Origin of the sequence: Aliidongia dinghuensis (assembly GCF_014643535.1) — a bacterium.
In the GTDB taxonomy this organism is placed as follows: Bacteria; Pseudomonadota; Alphaproteobacteria; order ATCC43930; family CGMCC-115725; genus Aliidongia; species Aliidongia dinghuensis.
In genome coordinates this window covers 13,562-28,334 of the sequence record NZ_BMJQ01000022.1, presented here as the reverse complement: position 1 = coordinate 28,334, position 14,773 = coordinate 13,562, and the positions used below count along the sequence as shown (strand labels likewise).

The 14,773-nt window shown below is 67.6% G+C and carries 11 protein-coding genes; 6 read left to right on the top strand and 5 right to left on the bottom strand.

What is annotated here, in order from left to right; translation table 11 throughout:
* Window positions 1-14 precede the first annotated feature (14 nt).
* From greA to carA, 3 genes are all read right to left on the bottom strand, one after another.
* Window positions 15-485 carry a transcription elongation factor GreA gene (gene greA, locus IEY58_RS29865; RefSeq protein ID WP_189051830.1) on the bottom strand — a complete coding sequence of 157 codons (471 nt, stop codon included), beginning with the start codon at window positions 483-485 and terminating at the stop codon, window positions 15-17.
* 74 nt (window positions 486-559) lie between these two features.
* On the bottom strand, window positions 560-3,805 hold the full coding sequence (gene carB / locus IEY58_RS29860; protein ID WP_189051829.1) for a carbamoyl-phosphate synthase large subunit: 3,246 nt from the start codon (window positions 3,803-3,805) through the stop codon (window positions 560-562).
* A 1-nt stretch (window position 3,806) separates the two neighbouring features.
* Complete coding sequence (carA, locus tag IEY58_RS29855; RefSeq protein WP_189051828.1) at window positions 3,807-5,003, bottom strand: glutamine-hydrolyzing carbamoyl-phosphate synthase small subunit; 1,197 nt, start codon at window positions 5,001-5,003, stop codon at window positions 3,807-3,809.
* A 351-nt stretch (window positions 5,004-5,354) separates the two neighbouring features.
* On the opposite strand from carA, the gene IEY58_RS29850 reads away from it, so the two are divergent.
* The 5 genes from IEY58_RS29850 (at window position 5,355) to IEY58_RS29830 (ending at window position 12,545) form a co-directional block, all read left to right on the top strand.
* Complete coding sequence (locus IEY58_RS29850) at window positions 5,355-5,816, top strand: GatB/YqeY domain-containing protein (protein ID WP_189051827.1); 462 nt, start codon at window positions 5,355-5,357, stop codon at window positions 5,814-5,816.
* A gap of 27 nt (window positions 5,817-5,843) precedes the next feature.
* Window positions 5,844-7,718, top strand: a complete 1,875-nt coding sequence (gene dnaG / locus IEY58_RS29845) for a DNA primase (RefSeq protein ID WP_189051826.1) — start codon at window positions 5,844-5,846, stop codon at window positions 7,716-7,718.
* A 158-nt stretch (window positions 7,719-7,876) separates the two neighbouring features.
* Window positions 7,877-9,844 carry an RNA polymerase sigma factor RpoD gene (gene rpoD / locus IEY58_RS29840; protein WP_189051825.1) on the top strand — a complete coding sequence of 656 codons (1,968 nt, stop codon included), beginning with the start codon at window positions 7,877-7,879 and terminating at the stop codon, window positions 9,842-9,844.
* 199 nt (window positions 9,845-10,043) lie between these two features.
* Complete coding sequence (locus IEY58_RS29835; RefSeq protein WP_229744063.1) at window positions 10,044-11,480, top strand: dipeptidase; 1,437 nt, start codon at window positions 10,044-10,046, stop codon at window positions 11,478-11,480.
* 42 nt (window positions 11,481-11,522) lie between these two features.
* Window positions 11,523-12,545, top strand: a complete 1,023-nt coding sequence (locus tag IEY58_RS29830; RefSeq protein ID WP_229744062.1) for an alpha/beta fold hydrolase — start codon at window positions 11,523-11,525, stop codon at window positions 12,543-12,545.
* Window positions 12,546-12,557: 12 nt separating this feature from the next.
* Here IEY58_RS29830 and IEY58_RS29825 read toward each other — a convergent pair whose 3' ends face one another.
* Both IEY58_RS29825 and IEY58_RS29820 read right to left on the bottom strand, forming a co-directional pair.
* A complete protein-coding gene (locus IEY58_RS29825; protein ID WP_189051823.1) occupies window positions 12,558-12,980 on the bottom strand; it encodes a hypothetical protein in 423 nt (140 codons plus the stop codon).
* Window positions 12,981-13,000: 20 nt separating this feature from the next.
* The gene (locus IEY58_RS29820; protein ID WP_189051822.1) at window positions 13,001-13,717 is read right to left on the bottom strand and encodes a methyltransferase family protein; all 717 of its coding nucleotides are present in this window, start codon (window positions 13,715-13,717) and stop codon (window positions 13,001-13,003) included.
* A 123-nt stretch (window positions 13,718-13,840) separates the two neighbouring features.
* Here IEY58_RS29820 and gcvA point away from each other — a divergent pair, with 123 nt between their 5' ends.
* On the top strand, window positions 13,841-14,755 hold the full coding sequence (gcvA, locus tag IEY58_RS29815) for a transcriptional regulator GcvA (protein WP_189051821.1): 915 nt from the start codon (window positions 13,841-13,843) through the stop codon (window positions 14,753-14,755).
* The last annotated feature ends 18 nt before the right edge of the window (window positions 14,756-14,773 follow it).

Sequence of the window (14,773 nt, the reverse complement as noted above, 5' to 3'; positions counted from 1 at the left end):
CAGGGCGTGCCGTCTCAGAACAGGACCTTGACGATCTCGTAGGACTTGGCGCCGCGCGGTGTCGTCACCTCGACGCTTTCCTTGACCTGCTTGCCGATGAGCGCGCGGCCCAAAGGCGAGGTGACGGAGAGCAGGCCCAGCTTGATGTCGGCCTCGTCCTCGCCGACGATCTGGTACTTGGTCTCTTCGTCGGTCTCTTCGTCGGCGAGCACGACGGTCGCGCCGAACTTGACGGCGTTGCCCGACAATTTGCTGACGTCGATCACCTCGGCGCGCGCGATCTTGTCCTCAAGCTCGAGCACACGGCCCTCGATGAAGGACTGGCGCTCGCGCGCAGCATGATATTCGGCGTTTTCGGACAGATCCCCGTGTTCGCGGGCCTCGGCGATCGCACGGATCACGGCCGGGCGGTCTACGCTCTTCAACCGACGCAGCTCTTCCTGCAGCCGGCTGAACCCAGCCTCGGTCATTGGAACTCTTTGCATTTCTTCGACGGCCTGACCTAAAAAGCGGCGATGCGGGAATAAGAAACCGTCCTTAACACGGGGGTCCCACCCCGCTAGGACGGCCCAACAAAATAGGATTGTAGCGCGCCGACTTCAAGGCTGCCGCTTTTGAGCGCCTGAATCGCATGCACCGAGGCTTTGGCGCCCGCCAAAGTCGTGTAATACGGGATCGCATGCGTGAGCGCAGTGCGGCGCAGGCTGAAGCTGTCGCTGATTGCCTGACTACCTTCGGTCGTATTGAAGATCAGCTGCACGCCGCCCGAAACCATGCGGTCGACGATATGCGGCCGGCCCTCCAGCACCTTGTTGACCACGTCCACAGGTAGGCCGGCCTCGGTCAGGCACTGGGCCGTGCCGCTGGTCGCGACCAGCTTGAAGCCCATCTCGACCAGCTTGCGGCACGGCTCGACCACGGCCTGCTTGTCATGGTTGCGCACCGAGACGAAGACGGTGCCCGCGAGCGGCAGCGACACGCCGGATCCCAGCTGCGACTTCGCGAAGGCGCGGCCAAAGTCGGCGTCGAGGCCCATGACTTCGCCGGTCGACTTCATCTCAGGTCCCAGGATCAGGTCGACGCCCGGGAAGCGGTTGAACGGGAACACGGCTTCCTTGACCGCGACATGCTCGAGCGCCGGCCGGGTTGCAGGCGCCAGCGCCGCCAGCGTCTCGCCGGCCATGACGCGGGCCGCGATCTTGGCGATCTGCACGCCGGTCGCCTTGGCGACGAACGGCACGGTGCGGGACGCGCGGGGGTTCACCTCCAGCACGTAGACCGTGCCGTCCTTGACCGCGTACTGCACGTTCATGAGGCCGACGACGCCCAGCTTCAGCGCCATCGCCGTCGTCTGGCGCTCGATCTCGGCCATGATCTCGGCCGAGAGCGAGTAGGGCGGCAGCGAGCAGGCACTATCGCCCGAATGGATGCCGGCCTCCTCGATGTGCTCCATGATGCCGGCGACGTAGACGTGTCGGCCGTCAGAGAGCGCATCGACGTCGACCTCGATCGCGTCCGAGAGATAGCGGTCCAACAGGATCGGGCCGGTCGCCGAGATCTTGGCCGCGTTCGCCATGTATTCCTTCAGGCGCTGCATGCCGTGGACGATCTCCATCGCCCGGCCGCCCAGTACGTAGGATGGCCGCATGACCAGCGGGAAGCCCAGCCGCTCGGCGACCGCCTCGGCCTCTTCGGCCGAATAGGCGGTGCCGTTCTCCGGCTGCTTCAGGCCGAGCTCGCCCAGGAAATGCTGGAAGCGCTTGCGGTCCTCGGCAAGGTCGATCGCGTCCGGCGAGGTGCCGAGGATCGGAATGTCGGCGGCCTCGAGGGCGGCGGCGAGCTTCAGCGGCGTCTGGCCGCCGAACTGCACGATGCAGCCCAAGAGCGTGCCCTTCGACTGCTCGACGCGGACGAGCTCGATCACGTCCTCGGCGGTCAGCGGCTCGAAATAGAGCCGGTCGGACGTGTCATAGTCGGTCGAGACGGTCTCGGGATTGCAGTTGACCATGATCGTCTCGATGCCGGCCTCGCGGAGGGAGTAGGCGGCATGGACGCAGCAATAGTCGAACTCGATGCCCTGGCCGATGCGGTTCGGGCCGCCGCCCAGGATCACGACCTTCCTGCGCTCGGTCGGGTCCGACTCATTCTCCGCCGGCGAAAGTCCGTCGCCCTCGTAGGTCGAGTACATGTAGGGCGTGTTCGACGGGAACTCGGCGGCGCAGGTGTCGATGCGCTTGTAGACGGGCCTGACGCCGAGCTTGTGGCGGAGGGCGGTCACATGCGCCTCGGTCGTGCTCGCGAGCTCGGCCAGCCGCGCATCGCCGAAGCCCTGCTTCTTCAGCGCGTGGAACTGGAACACGTCCTGCGGCAGGCCGTCCTTGCGGATGCGCTCCTCGGTCGCGACGATCGACTGCACCTGACGCAGGAACCACGGCTCGTACTTGCAGGCGGCGTGCACTTCCTCGACGGTCAGGCCGTGGCGGAACGCCTGGGCGATGACGAGCAGGCGGTCCGGCGTCGGCTGGGCCAAGGCCGCGCGCACCGCGTCCTTGCTAGAGCCGCCGGGGATCGCGACCTCGTTGAAGCCGGTCAAGCCCGTCTCGAGCGAGCGCAGCGCCTTCTGGACGCTCTCGGCGAAGCTGCGGCCGATCGCCATGGCCTCGCCGACCGACTTCATGGAGGTCGACAAGAGCGGTGCGGTGCCCGGGAACTTCTCGAACGCGAAGCGCGGGATCTTGGTCACGACATAGTCGATCGTCGGCTCGAACGAGGCCGGCGTCACCTGGGTGATCTCGTTCCGGAGCTCGTCCAGCGTGTAGCCGACGGCGAGCAGGGCCGCGACCTTGGCAATCGGGAAGCCGGTCGCCTTCGAGGCCAGCGCCGAGGAGCGGCTGACGCGCGGGTTCATCTCGATCACGACCAGGCGGCCGTCGGCCGGATTGACCGCGAACTGCACGTTCGACCCGCCGGTGTCGACGCCGATCTCGCGCAGCACCGCGATCGAGGCGTCGCGCATCAGCTGGTATTCTTTATCCGTGAGCGTCAGCGCCGGGGCGACCGTGATGCTGTCGCCGGTGTGCACGCCCATCGGATCGACGTTCTCGATCGAGCAGATGATGATGCAGTTGTCCGCGCGGTCGCGGACCACCTCCATCTCGTATTCCTTCCAGCCCAGCACCGATTCCTCGATGAGGACCTCGTTCGTCGGCGAGGCGCGCAAGCCCCCCTTGACGATCTCCTCATATTCCTCGGTGTTGTAGGCGATGCCGCCGCCGGTGCCGCCCATGGTGAAGGACGGACGGATGATCGCCGGCAGGCCGATCTCGGCCATGGCCTCGCGTGCCGCGTCCAGCGACTGGACCGCGCGCGACTTCGGCGACTGCAGGCCGATCTTGTCCATGGCATCGCGGAACAGCTGCCGGTCCTCGGCCTTGGCGATCGCCTCTTCCTTGGCGCCGATCAGTTCGACACCGAAACGAGCGAGCGTGCCGTCCTTGGCGAGCGCCAGCGCCGTGTTGAGCGCGGTCTGGCCGCCCATGGTCGGCAGGAGCGCGTCCGGCCGCTCGGCCTCGATCACCTTCGCCACCATCTCGGGCGTGATCGGCTCGATATAGGTCGCATCCGCCAGGTCCGGATCGGTCATGATCGTCGCCGGGTTGGAATTGACCAGGATGATCCGGTAGCCCTCGGCTCGGAGCGCCTTGCACGCCTGGGCGCCGGAATAGTCGAACTCGCAGGCCTGGCCGATGACGATGGGGCCGGCGCCGATGATCAGGATCGACTTGATGTCGGTGCGCTTCGCCATGCTACTTCGCTCCCTTTTCGGCGCTGCGTTCGTCGATCAGGCGCACGAAGCGCTCGAACAGATAGTTGCTGTCCTGCGGCCCCGGCGAGGCCTCGGGATGGTGCTGGACCGAGAAGACCGGCTTATCGGTGAGCCGGAAGCCCTCGTTCGAGCCGTCGAACAGCGAGACGTGGGTCACGACCGCGTTCTTGGGCAGGCTCTCGGGCTCGACACGGAAGCCGTGGTTCTGGCTCGTGATCTCGACCTTGCCGGTCTCGAGATCCTTGACCGGGTGGTTGGCGCCGCGATGGCCGTTGGTCATCTTGGTCGTGGTGCCGCCGATCGCGAGGCTCAAGAGCTGGTGGCCCAAGCAGATGCCGAAGATCGGCTTGCCGGTCTCGAGCAGCTCCTGCAGCACCGGCACGGCGTATTCGCCGGTCGCCGCCGGGTCGCCCGGGCCGTTCGACAGGAAGATGCCGTCGGGTTCGTGGCGCAGGATCTCCTCGGCCGTGGCCGTCGCCGGCACGACCGTGACACGGCAGCCGTTGGCCGCCAGCGTGCGCAGGATATTGTGCTTGGCACCGTAGTCGACCGCGACGACATGGCGCTTCTGCGCGTCCAGCGTGCCGTAGCCGCCGCCGAGGCTCCAGCGCGTCTGGGCCCATTCGTAGGTCTGGCGGCAGCTCACTTCGAGCGCCAGGTCCATGCCTTCGAGGCCGGGCCAGGCCTGGGCCTCTGCCAAGAGCGCATCGATATCGATGTTGCCGTCGGGCGCGTGAATGATGGCGCCGTTCGGCGGCCCCTTGTCGCGGATGCGGCGGGTCAAGGCCCGCGTGTCGATGCCGGCGAGGCCGATGAGGTTGTACTTCTTCAGCCACGCATCGAAGCCCTCGATCGCGCGCCAGTTGGCCGGGTCGGTGATGTCGGTGCGGATGACGAGGCCGCGCGCGGCCGCGGTCACCGCTTCCGTATCTTCCGGATTGGCGCCGACGTTGCCGATGTGCGGGAAGGTGAAGTTGATGATCTGACCGGCGTAGGACGGATCGGTCATGATCTCCTGGTAGCCGGTGATCGAGGTGTTGAAGCAGACCTCGCCGACCTGGGTGCCTGTGGCGCCGACGCCGCGTCCCCAATAGACCGTGCCGTCGTTCAGCACCAAGGCCGCGGTGGCGCCTGGCGGGCGCGGGGGGCGCGCTTGCGCGCTGACGGTCTCGGACATGATCGGCTCCTCGATCGAAAAGGTCGTGTTCATCCTTTAGATGCGCGTCGACCCCCCGTGGGCGGAACGCCGACAGGGAGGACACCGCATCTTGCGGCGAACCCGACCTCTTTAGGGTCACCGGGCGAATGTGGCCCGGCGAGCTTTTCGAGTAGTGCCATGGGGTGCATGCCGTCAAGCGCGACGTCCGCTTCTTTGGCTGGGGGCAGCCTTGCGTGAGCGCCGTGCATGGCGGGGTGCGTGCCGGCGGGGGTGGCGGATTTTGCCGAATCGTTCCTGGAAAAGGGCTAGGAATGGCGTAGGATTTTGCCTATCACTGCCGGCCCTGCTCATAAGCCAAGGATAATACCCATGCTGCGCCAAGCCCTGACCGACGCGGTGAAAGAGGCCATGAAGGCGCGCGACCAGCGCACGACCTCGACGCTGCGGATGATCCAGGCCAAGCTCAAGGACAAGGACATCGAGGCGCGCGGACTGGGCAACCCGGACGGCATCGACGACCAGGCCGTGCTCGCCGTGCTGCAGGGCATGGTGAAGCAGCGCCGCGAGAGTATCGAGCTTTATAAGCAGGGCAACCGCCAGGACCTGGTCGACCAGGAGGCGGCGGAGATCGCCGTCATCGAGCGTTTCCTGCCGCAGCAGATGGACGAGGCCCAGACCCGGGCCGCGATCGGCAAGGTCATTGCCGACATCGGTGCCGCCGGCATCAAGGACATGGGCCGCACCATGGCCGCCTTGAAGGAACGCCATGCCGGCGAGATGGATTTCCAGAAGGCGAGTGCGCTCGTCAAGGAAGCGCTCTCCGCCGCCTGAGCACAGCCTTAACCCGCCCCGCCCGCCATGGCCTTCCCGCCCGGCTTCCTCGACGAGATTCGTATCCGCATCTCGCTGCCCGACGTGATCGGGCGCAAGGTCAGGCTCGTCAAGAAGGGGCGGGAGTACAGCGGCCTCTGCCCGTTCCATAACGAGAAGTCGCCGTCCTTCACGGTCAACGAGGAGAAGGGCTTCTTCCACTGCTTCGGTTGCGGTGCCCATGGCGACGTGATCGGCTTCGTCATGCAGTCGCAGAACCTGGGCTTCCTCGAGGCGGTCGAGGCCTTGGCCGGCGAGGCCGGCCTCGAGGTACCGCGCGCCTCACCGCAGGAGCGCGAGCGGGTCGTCAAGCAGAAGACGCTGGTCGAGGTCATGGAGGCAGCGGCGGGCTTCTTCCAGGCCCAGCTCGATAGCCACGCCGGTGCCGCCGCGCGCGCCTATCTCGAAGGACGCGGGCTCGACCGCGCTGCGATCGAGCGCTTCCGGCTCGGCTATGCGCCGGGCTTCTCGGGCGGGCAGGGGCTTCTGAAGCAGTTCCTGCTGCGTGAGTTCCCGGAGTCGATGCTGATCGAGGCGGGACTCGTCAAGAAGCCTGAGGATGGACGCGACAGCTTCGACTATTTCCGCGACCGGGTCATGTTCCCGATCCTCGACCGCGCCGGCCGCGTCATCGCCTTCGGCGGCCGCGTCATGGGTGACGCCAAGCCCAAGTACCTGAATTCCCCGGATACGCCGCTCTTTCATAAGGGGCGCGTGCTCTATGGCTTGAGCTGGGCGCGCGCCGGCGTCGGCAAAGGGGCGACGCTCGTCGTGACCGAAGGCTACATGGACGTGATCGCGCTCCATCGCGCGGGGTTCGAGGGGGCGGTCGCCCCGCTTGGCACGGCCCTGACCGAGGAGCAGCTCGAGGAGCTCTGGAAGCTCACGCCGGAGCCGACGCTGTGCTTCGACGGCGATGCCGCCGGCCAGCGGGCCGCCACGCGCGCGCTCGACCGGGCGCTGCCGCTCTTGAAGGCCGGCCGGTCGTTGAAGTTCGCCGTGCTGCCGGCGGGCGAGGATCCGGACAGCCTGATCGGCCGTCAGGGCACCGCCGCCATGCAGGCGGTGCTGGACGGCGCGACGCCGTTCGCCGAGGTGCTGTTCACCCAGGAGCTGGCGGCGCGGCCGATCGATACGCCGGAACGGCGCGCGGACCTGACCCATCGCCTGAATGCGCGGGCGGCCGCGATCGCCGACGAGGGGCTGAAGCGCGAATACCAGTTCTTCTTCCGCAACAAGCTCTACGAGCAGGGGCGCTCGCAGCGCGCGGCGTCCGGCCGCCGGAGCTTGGGCCGGGACGGCCGGGTGCGGTTGCAGGCGCCGGAGCCGGTTTCAGGGGCGCGCCTTGCTCAGGCCACCCAGGCGGTCGAGCGGCGGCGGCAGGAGTTGCTGGTGGCAATCGTGCTGGCAAATCCCGAGCTGCTCGACGAGCATGTCGAGGAATTTGCACACCTGCCCCTGACCGCGCCGGACCTTGACAAGCTGCGCCGCGAGATTTTAAACGTCCACGCGGCAATTTCTGGACTTGACGCCGCGAGTCTTCAGCATCACCTCAGCAACCACGGCTTTGTCCGGGAAGTGGAGCGTTTGCTCGGCCAGCAGGTTCTCGCCCACGCGCAGTTCGCGGAGCCGGCGGATCGGGAGACGACCCGACTGGGCTGGCTCCAGGCGGTCAGCCTGTGGCGCGGTCATCTGGCGCGGGCGCAGGAGCTCGAAGCAGCCGTGCGTCGGTTCGAGACGGAGCCGACAGAGGCCAGTTGGGCTCGCATCATGGCCTTGCAGGAGCAGGCGGAAATCGAGCGCATGGAACAGGCCGAATTCGACGGGACGACAGCCGGATGGGTGTCGTCCGGTCGGCATTGAGTTTTCGACTCCGCCGGTGACGGCGGGGCGGTGAGCGGGGCGCGGCCGTACCGGACGGCCAGGGACCCGCGGCGGATCGACGAGCCGGCTCGGCCGGTCTCGAGGGTGGGGCGGCGAGACCCGGGGCCCCTCGAGTATTTGTTAGGACTGGGTTGAAGATGGCGACAAAAGCGGCGAATACGGCAGAGGTCAACGAAAACCGCGATGAGGCCGCTGAGAGCCTGATCGTCGACAGCATGGCGCAGGCCGTCAAGAAGATGGTCGCGCGCGGCAAGGAGCGCGGCTACGTCACCTACGACGAGCTCAATGCCGCCCTGCCGCAGGACCAGGTCTCTTCCGAGCAGATCGAGGACACGATGACCATGCTCTCGGAGCTGGGCATCAATGTCGTCGAGGCCGAGGAGACCGAGGAGCCGGCGGCGCCCGTCGACGACGATTCGGGCGACGGCGAGTCGCGCGTCAACGGCAACCTCGACGACGAGGACATCGGCCGGACCGACGACCCGGTGCGCATGTACCTGCGTGAGATGGGCTCGGTCGAGCTCCTGTCGCGCGAGGGCGAGATCGCCATCGCCAAGCGCATCGAGGCCGGCCGCGAGATGATGATCGGCGGCATCTGCGAGAGCCCGCTCACCATGCGCGCCGTGATCGGCTGGCGCGACGCCTTGAACGACAGCAAGATCCTGCTGCGCGACATCATCGATCTCGACGCCACCTACGGCAGCGCCTTTCCGGGCGAGGGTGAGGGCGAAGAGGGCGAGGAGCCGGTCGCGGTCGAGGCTGAGGGCGATGAGCCCGAGGGCGAGATCGAGGGAGCTGAAGGCGGCGAGGGCGGCGAAGGCGAGGGCGAGGAGGCGTCGATCTCGCTCTCCGCCATGGAGGCCGAGCTCAAGCCGACCGTCATCGCGGCCTTCGACAAGATCGCCGAGATCTACAAGAAGCTCGCCAAGCTCCATCAGGAGCGGGTCGACGCGGCGCAGGCCGGCGAGGAGCTGCCGAAGGCGACCGAGAAGCGGTACCTGAAGCACAAGGAAGAGATGGTCGAGGCGATGCAGGGCATCCGCCTCAACAACGGCCGGATCGAGACGCTGGTCCAGCAGCTCTACGACTTGAATCGCCAGCTGATCGCGCTCGAGGGCAAGCTGCTGCGCCTCGCCGAATCCGACGGCGTCAAGCGTCAGGACTTCCTGAACCACTATTTCGGCAGCGAGCTCAACCCGAACTGGTTCGACAAGATCCGGACCCTGTCGGGCAAGGGCTGGCAGACTTTCCTGACCAAGCACGTGACCGAGGCCGAGAACATTCGCAAGACCATCAGCGAGGTGGCGGCCGAGACCGGCCTGCCGATCGGCGAGTTCCGCCGGGTGGTCGCGACCGTGCAGCGCGGCGAGCGCGAGGCGAGCCGGGCCAAGAAGGAGATGGTCGAGGCGAACCTGCGCCTCGTCATCTCGATTGCGAAGAAATACACGAACCGCGGCCTGCAGTTCCTGGACCTGATCCAGGAGGGCAACATCGGCCTCATGAAGGCGGTCGACAAGTTCGAGTACCGGCGCGGCTACAAGTTCTCGACCTACGCCACCTGGTGGATCCGGCAGGCGATCACCCGCTCGATCGCCGACCAGGCGCGCACGATCCGCATCCCGGTGCACATGATCGAAACGATCAACAAGCTGGTCCGCACCTCGCGCCAGATGCTGCACGAGATTGGCCGCGAGCCGACGCCGGAAGAGCTGGCCGAAAAGCTGATGATGCCGCTCGAGAAGGTCCGCAAAGTCCTGAAGATCGCCAAGGAGCCGATCAGCCTCGAGACGCCGATCGGCGACGAGGAAGACAGCCACTTGGGCGACTTCATCGAGGACAAGAACGCGGTCCTGCCGCTCGACGCCGCGATCCAGGCGAACCTGCGCGAGACCACGACCCGCGTGCTGGCGAGCCTCACCGCCCGCGAGGAACGCGTGCTCCGGATGCGCTTCGGTATCGGCATGAACACCGATCACACGCTGGAAGAGGTCGGCCAGCAGTTCTCGGTCACCCGCGAGCGCATCCGCCAGATCGAGGCGAAGGCGCTCCGCAAGCTGAAGCACCCGAGCCGGTCGCGGAAGCTCAGGAGCTTCCTCGATACTTGAGGAAACTCGGAAGGGCCGGTCGAAAGACCGGCCCTTTTGGTTTGAAGGGCAGCGCAGCCTCTCCTGCGTCATGGCCGTGGGTCGAGCCCGTACATGACGGATGGGGGGTAACTTGTACGGCGCGAGGGCCGCGACAGGGGATATCCGCCGCTGAAATGCCGTAAGATCGCCACCGAAGGTTATCCCGGGAGGCAGCATCTTGGCGGCGACGGTCGACTGGACAGAGATTGCGACGGCGGCGGCTGACCGGCTCGATGGCCGCGAGGTCGAGCTCATGGGCTTCATGGCGCCGCCCGAACCGAACGACCGCCACGATTATTTCCTGCTGCTGGCCGAGCCGATGTGCTGCGTCGGCTGCTGGCCCCGCGATCCGCTGGCGGCGGTCGAAGTGTTCACGGCCGAGGCCGTGCCGGCCGAGGGATGTGCGGTGCGGCTCGTCGGACGCTGGCATCGGCAGAGGGGCGAGCCGGACAGCTGGCGGTACCAGCTGCGCGACGCGCGGCTTGTCGCGGTCGAGCCGGTGGTGCCGTTGCTGCCGAGCCGGCGCAGCCTGCTCGCGGCCGGGGCGCTCCTGGGGCTCGCCGCCTGCGCGCCGGCGCCGGTTGTAACGACCGCAGCCAGCCCGACACCATCAACGCCTGCCGCGCCGGACGAGGCCGCGGTTGCGGAAGTGCTACGCCAGACCGCGCCGGCCGACCTGCACAGCCATGCCGGTCGCATCATCCTCGGCCGCAACGGCGTCGAACGGCCGTTCCTACCCATCGCCGCCCCCATGCGGGCGGGCGGCATGGCGATCATCTCGCTCGCCGTCGTCGCCGACGCACCGGCGACCCATATCGACGACCGGCGGATCCGGCCCTATCGCGAGCCGGCGCCGGGCGAGCTCTATGCCTGGAGCCACAATACCTTCGCCCGCGCCCATCGCCTGGTCGCCGAGGAGGGGCTGGCGATCATCACCGACCGCGCCTCGCTCGATGCGGCGAGCGCCGAGCGGCCCTCCGTCGTCATCGCGTCGGAAGGGGCGGATTTCCTCGAAGGCCAGCTTGACCGGGTCGACGAGGCCTACGAGGCGCATAAGCTGCGTCACCTGCAGCTGACCCATTATCGGGTGAACGAGCTCGGCGACATCCAGACCGAACCGGCGGTCCATGGCGGGCTCACCGATTTCGGTGCCGACGTGATCCGCCGCTGCAACGAGCGGGGCATCGTGGTCGACATCGCCCACGGCACGTACGATCTGGTGAAGCGCGCAGCGGACGTCACGACCAAGCCGCTGCTCCTGTCGCACACCTCGCTCGCGACCCGGCAGCTCGCCTGGACCCGGCGCATCACGCCGGAGCATGCACGCCTCGTCGCCGCGACCGGCGGCGTCATCGGCATCTGGCCGCCCACGACCGAATTTCCCGATCTTCCGACACTGGCACGAGGCATGGCGCGCATGGCCGATGTGGTCGGCGTCGACCATGTCGGGCTCGGCAGCGACATGCTGGGCCTGCTTTCGCCCGCCGCCTTCGCCAATTACGACCAGCTGCCCGATCTCGCCCGCGCCCTCCTCGCCGAAGGCTTTCATCCGGACGAAGCCGGCCGCATCCTGGGCGGCAACTATCTCCGGGTCTTCCGCGCGACGCTCGTCTGACCCATGTTGGTATTGCCGCTTCGTCTGCCGGGTCGCTCCTCCATGCCGTTCCGCCGCTTCCTGCTCCTTCTGCTGCTGTTGCTTCTGCCGCCGGCGGCCGACGCCGCCGCGCCGAAGGAGGTTGCCTACGGCCCAACCCTCGAGCATTTCGACTATCCCTATCCGGTCAAGCGCTTCGCGTTCCAGTCTGAGAACGTCAAGCTCGACATGGCCTACATGGACGTGCCGGCGGTGGGGGAGGCGCGCGGCACGGCGGTGCTGCTGCATGGCAAGAATTTCTGTGCCGCGACCTGGGAAGCGACGATCCGCGTGCTGAGCGATGCCGGCTATCGCGTCGTGGCGCCCGACCAGATCGGCTTCTGCAAGTCGACCAAGCCGCAGCATTATCAGTATTCGTTCCAGCAGCTGGCGCGGAACACGAACGCGCTGCTGCAGTCGCTCGGCATCGATCGGGCGGTGCTGATCGGCCATTCGACCGGCGGCATGCTCGCGGTGCGCTATGCGCTCATGTATCCGGGGCAGGTGAGCCGCTTGATGCTGGTCGACCCGATCGGGCTTGAGGATTGGAAGGCGATCGGCGTGCCGTGGCAGAGCGTCGACCAATGGTACGGGCGCGAGCTCAAGACCAGCGCCGAAGGTATTCGCGCCTATGAGCAGGCGACCTATTATGCCGGCGACTGGCGGCCCGAGTTCGGCCGCTGGGTCGACATGCTGGCTGGCATGTATCGTGGGCCGGGGCGCGAGCTCGTCGCCTGGAACTCGGCCCTGCTCTACGACATGATCTTCACCCAGCCCGTGCTCTACGAGCTCGACAAGCTGGCGCCGCCGACGGTGCTGTTCATCGGCGACAAGGACACGACGGCGGTCGGCAAGGACCTGGCCCCGCCCGAGGTCCATGCCAAGCTCGGCGACTACCCGGCCTTGGGCCGGCGTGCGGTCGACCTCATCCCCAAGGCCAAGCTCGTCGAGTTCCCGACGCTCGGCCACGCGCCGCAGATCCAGGACCCCGACGCGTTCCACAAGGCGTTGCTGGAGAATCTTACCGGGTCGGCGCAGGCGGATTAGTTCGTCGCCCGGTTAGTTTGCAGCCGGCAGGCAGCGCGCGGTCGCGTCCGTTGCTGCGATCCCGGCCGCGAGCGTCCGGCACAGCGCGTGGGCGGCCTCGGGCGGGGCTGCGATCACGATGCGCAGGCCCTTGGCGGCGATCATGTCCTCAGCACCGGCCGTGCTTGCCGCGAGTTCCTTGGGCGCCTCACTGGCGCAGCGGGATTCGGCGAGGCTGCATTCCTTGCAGTTCGCCAGCATCGCCTCGGTCACGCGCCGGTTTGCCGCCTGGCAGTCGGCCTCGCTTTGCACCTGCTCCTGCAGGAAGCTGAGGGCGACCCCGTCGGGTGCGGCGATCCGGGCGACCGGATAATGCGCGGTCGGCCGCAGCAGCATGACGAGCGCCACGCTCACGATTACGATCGCGGCTGCCACCAGCAAAGCCGTCCGTGCCATGCGTCGTCCTCCGATCCGCGCTAGTAAACGCCCGGCACCAGGCGCGCGGTGCGCCGGGCATAGGCGTCATATTCCGGGAAATGCTCGCGCAGCACCGTCTCCTCATAGCCGAGGCGCCAGAGCTGGATCACCAGATGGCCGAGGAGGATGGCCGTCGCCGGCCAGCTCATGAACTGCAGCCACACGCCCAGGATCGCGATCTCCTCGGCGGCATAGAGCGGGTGGCGCACGAAGCGATAGGGGCCGCTCGTCACCAGCCGCCGCGCCTCGGGCATGATGCTGAGCGAGCGGCCGAGCGACAGGACCCCGACGATCGACAGGTAGTTGCCAATGAGGATCAGGACGGCGGAGGCGATGTCGCGCGGGACCGAGCCTGGCGCACGGTCGAGCAGCACCATGGCGAGCGTCATCGTGGCGCCGAGGAACGCCACGAGTCGCGGTCGCCAGCCGCGCGACTTGCCGATCGGCCGCCGGCGCACCAGGTGGAAGCTGATCAGGAGCACGAGGAACAGGATGAGCGCCACGCGCGAGGCGAGCACGGCCGCGGCGGCGAGCGTCGGGGCGAAGGGCGCCGGCTGGGCTGCGATCCAGGCCGCAAGGCCGCGCAGCTCGCGTACCAGCACATAGCCGTTGTAGAGGATGATCGGCAGCCGCATGAGCGCGTCGTAGGTCCGGCCCGCCATGAACGCGGCCAGCCGGCCGCCGGTCGCGGTGCCGTCCAAAGTTCCTTCGCTCAACCGATGGCCCTCAATCCCCACTCCGGCGCGGACCCTAGACGATCCGGCCCGGGCAAGGCTAGCGGCGTTCGATGACAGCGGGATAAGCTCGGCCCCGGTCGTTCCAACCTCGCCCGAGGAGCCATGCCCCGTCGCCTGCCGCCGCTTGCCGCCCTTCGCGCCTTCGAGGCGGCCGGGCGGCACTTAAGCTTCAGCAAGGCGGGCGACGAGCTGCTGATCAGCCAGAGCGCCGTCAGCCACCACATCCGTACGCTCGAGGCGAGCCTCGGCGTGACCCTGTTCCGGCGCGAGGTGCGGGCGGTGAGCCTGACGCCGGACGGTGCCCGCTATCTCGCGAGCGTGCGCCCGGCGTTCGATCTGCTGGTCGAAGGCACCGATGCGGTGACGCGGACCGCCAAGGCGACGGTCCGCGTCAATCTGCTGGCCTCGTTCGCGACCCATTGGCTGGTGCCGCGGCTCGGTCGGTTTCGGGCGCGCCATCCCGGCATCGAGCTCATGCTCGATCCGGCGATCGGGCTCGTCGACCTGGAGACAAGCGACGCCGACCTCGCCATCCGCTATGGCCAGGGCAATTGGCCGGGCATCGAGGCGCGTCGGCTGATGGACGAGCGGATCGCGCCGGTCGCAAGCCCGGCGCTCATCGTCCGCGGGCCGGCGATCGCCGCACCGGCCGACCTGCTCGGTCACGAGATCCTGTTCTCCTATTCGCGCACGCTGTTCGAATGGGATTCCTGGAGCCGGGCGGCCGGGCTCGACCTTTCGACCGCGCGGCGCAGCCTGCTGCACGACTATAATATCGTGCTGCAGGCAGCCCTCGACGGCCAGGGTGTGGCGATCGGCCGGCACCGGCTCGTCCGCGACCGGCTGGCCTCCGGTCAGCTCGTGCAGCCGTTGACCCTCACGGTCCATGCCGGCATTGCCTGGTGGCTGATTCTGCCGCGGCGCAAGCCGACCCGTGCCGCCGCCGCCTTCGTCGACTGGCTGGCCGAAGAGGCGGCCATGGATGAGTTTGATTCATCCGTCGAGGCGGTGCTTTGAATTGGTCAGGCGGGCGCG

Excerpts from the sequence above, each read along its gene's own strand:
- rpoD (WP_189051825.1), top strand. The coding sequence starts at position 7,877 with ATGGCGACAAAAGCGGCGAATACGGCAGAGGTCAACGAAAACCGCGAT.
- greA (WP_189051830.1), bottom strand. The coding sequence starts at position 485 with ATGCAAAGAGTTCCAATGACCGAGGCTGGGTTCAGCCGGCTGCAGGAA.
- dnaG (WP_189051826.1), top strand. The coding sequence starts at position 5,844 with ATGGCCTTCCCGCCCGGCTTCCTCGACGAGATTCGTATCCGCATCTCG.
- IEY58_RS29830 (WP_229744062.1), top strand. The coding sequence starts at position 11,523 with ATGCCGTTCCGCCGCTTCCTGCTCCTTCTGCTGCTGTTGCTTCTGCCG.
- IEY58_RS29850 (WP_189051827.1), top strand. The coding sequence starts at position 5,355 with ATGCTGCGCCAAGCCCTGACCGACGCGGTGAAAGAGGCCATGAAGGCG.
- gcvA (WP_189051821.1), top strand. The coding sequence starts at position 13,841 with ATGCCCCGTCGCCTGCCGCCGCTTGCCGCCCTTCGCGCCTTCGAGGCG.
- IEY58_RS29825 (WP_189051823.1), bottom strand. The coding sequence starts at position 12,980 with ATGGCACGGACGGCTTTGCTGGTGGCAGCCGCGATCGTAATCGTGAGC.
- carB (WP_189051829.1), bottom strand. The coding sequence starts at position 3,805 with ATGGCGAAGCGCACCGACATCAAGTCGATCCTGATCATCGGCGCCGGC.
- carA (WP_189051828.1), bottom strand. The coding sequence starts at position 5,003 with ATGTCCGAGACCGTCAGCGCGCAAGCGCGCCCCCCGCGCCCGCCAGGC.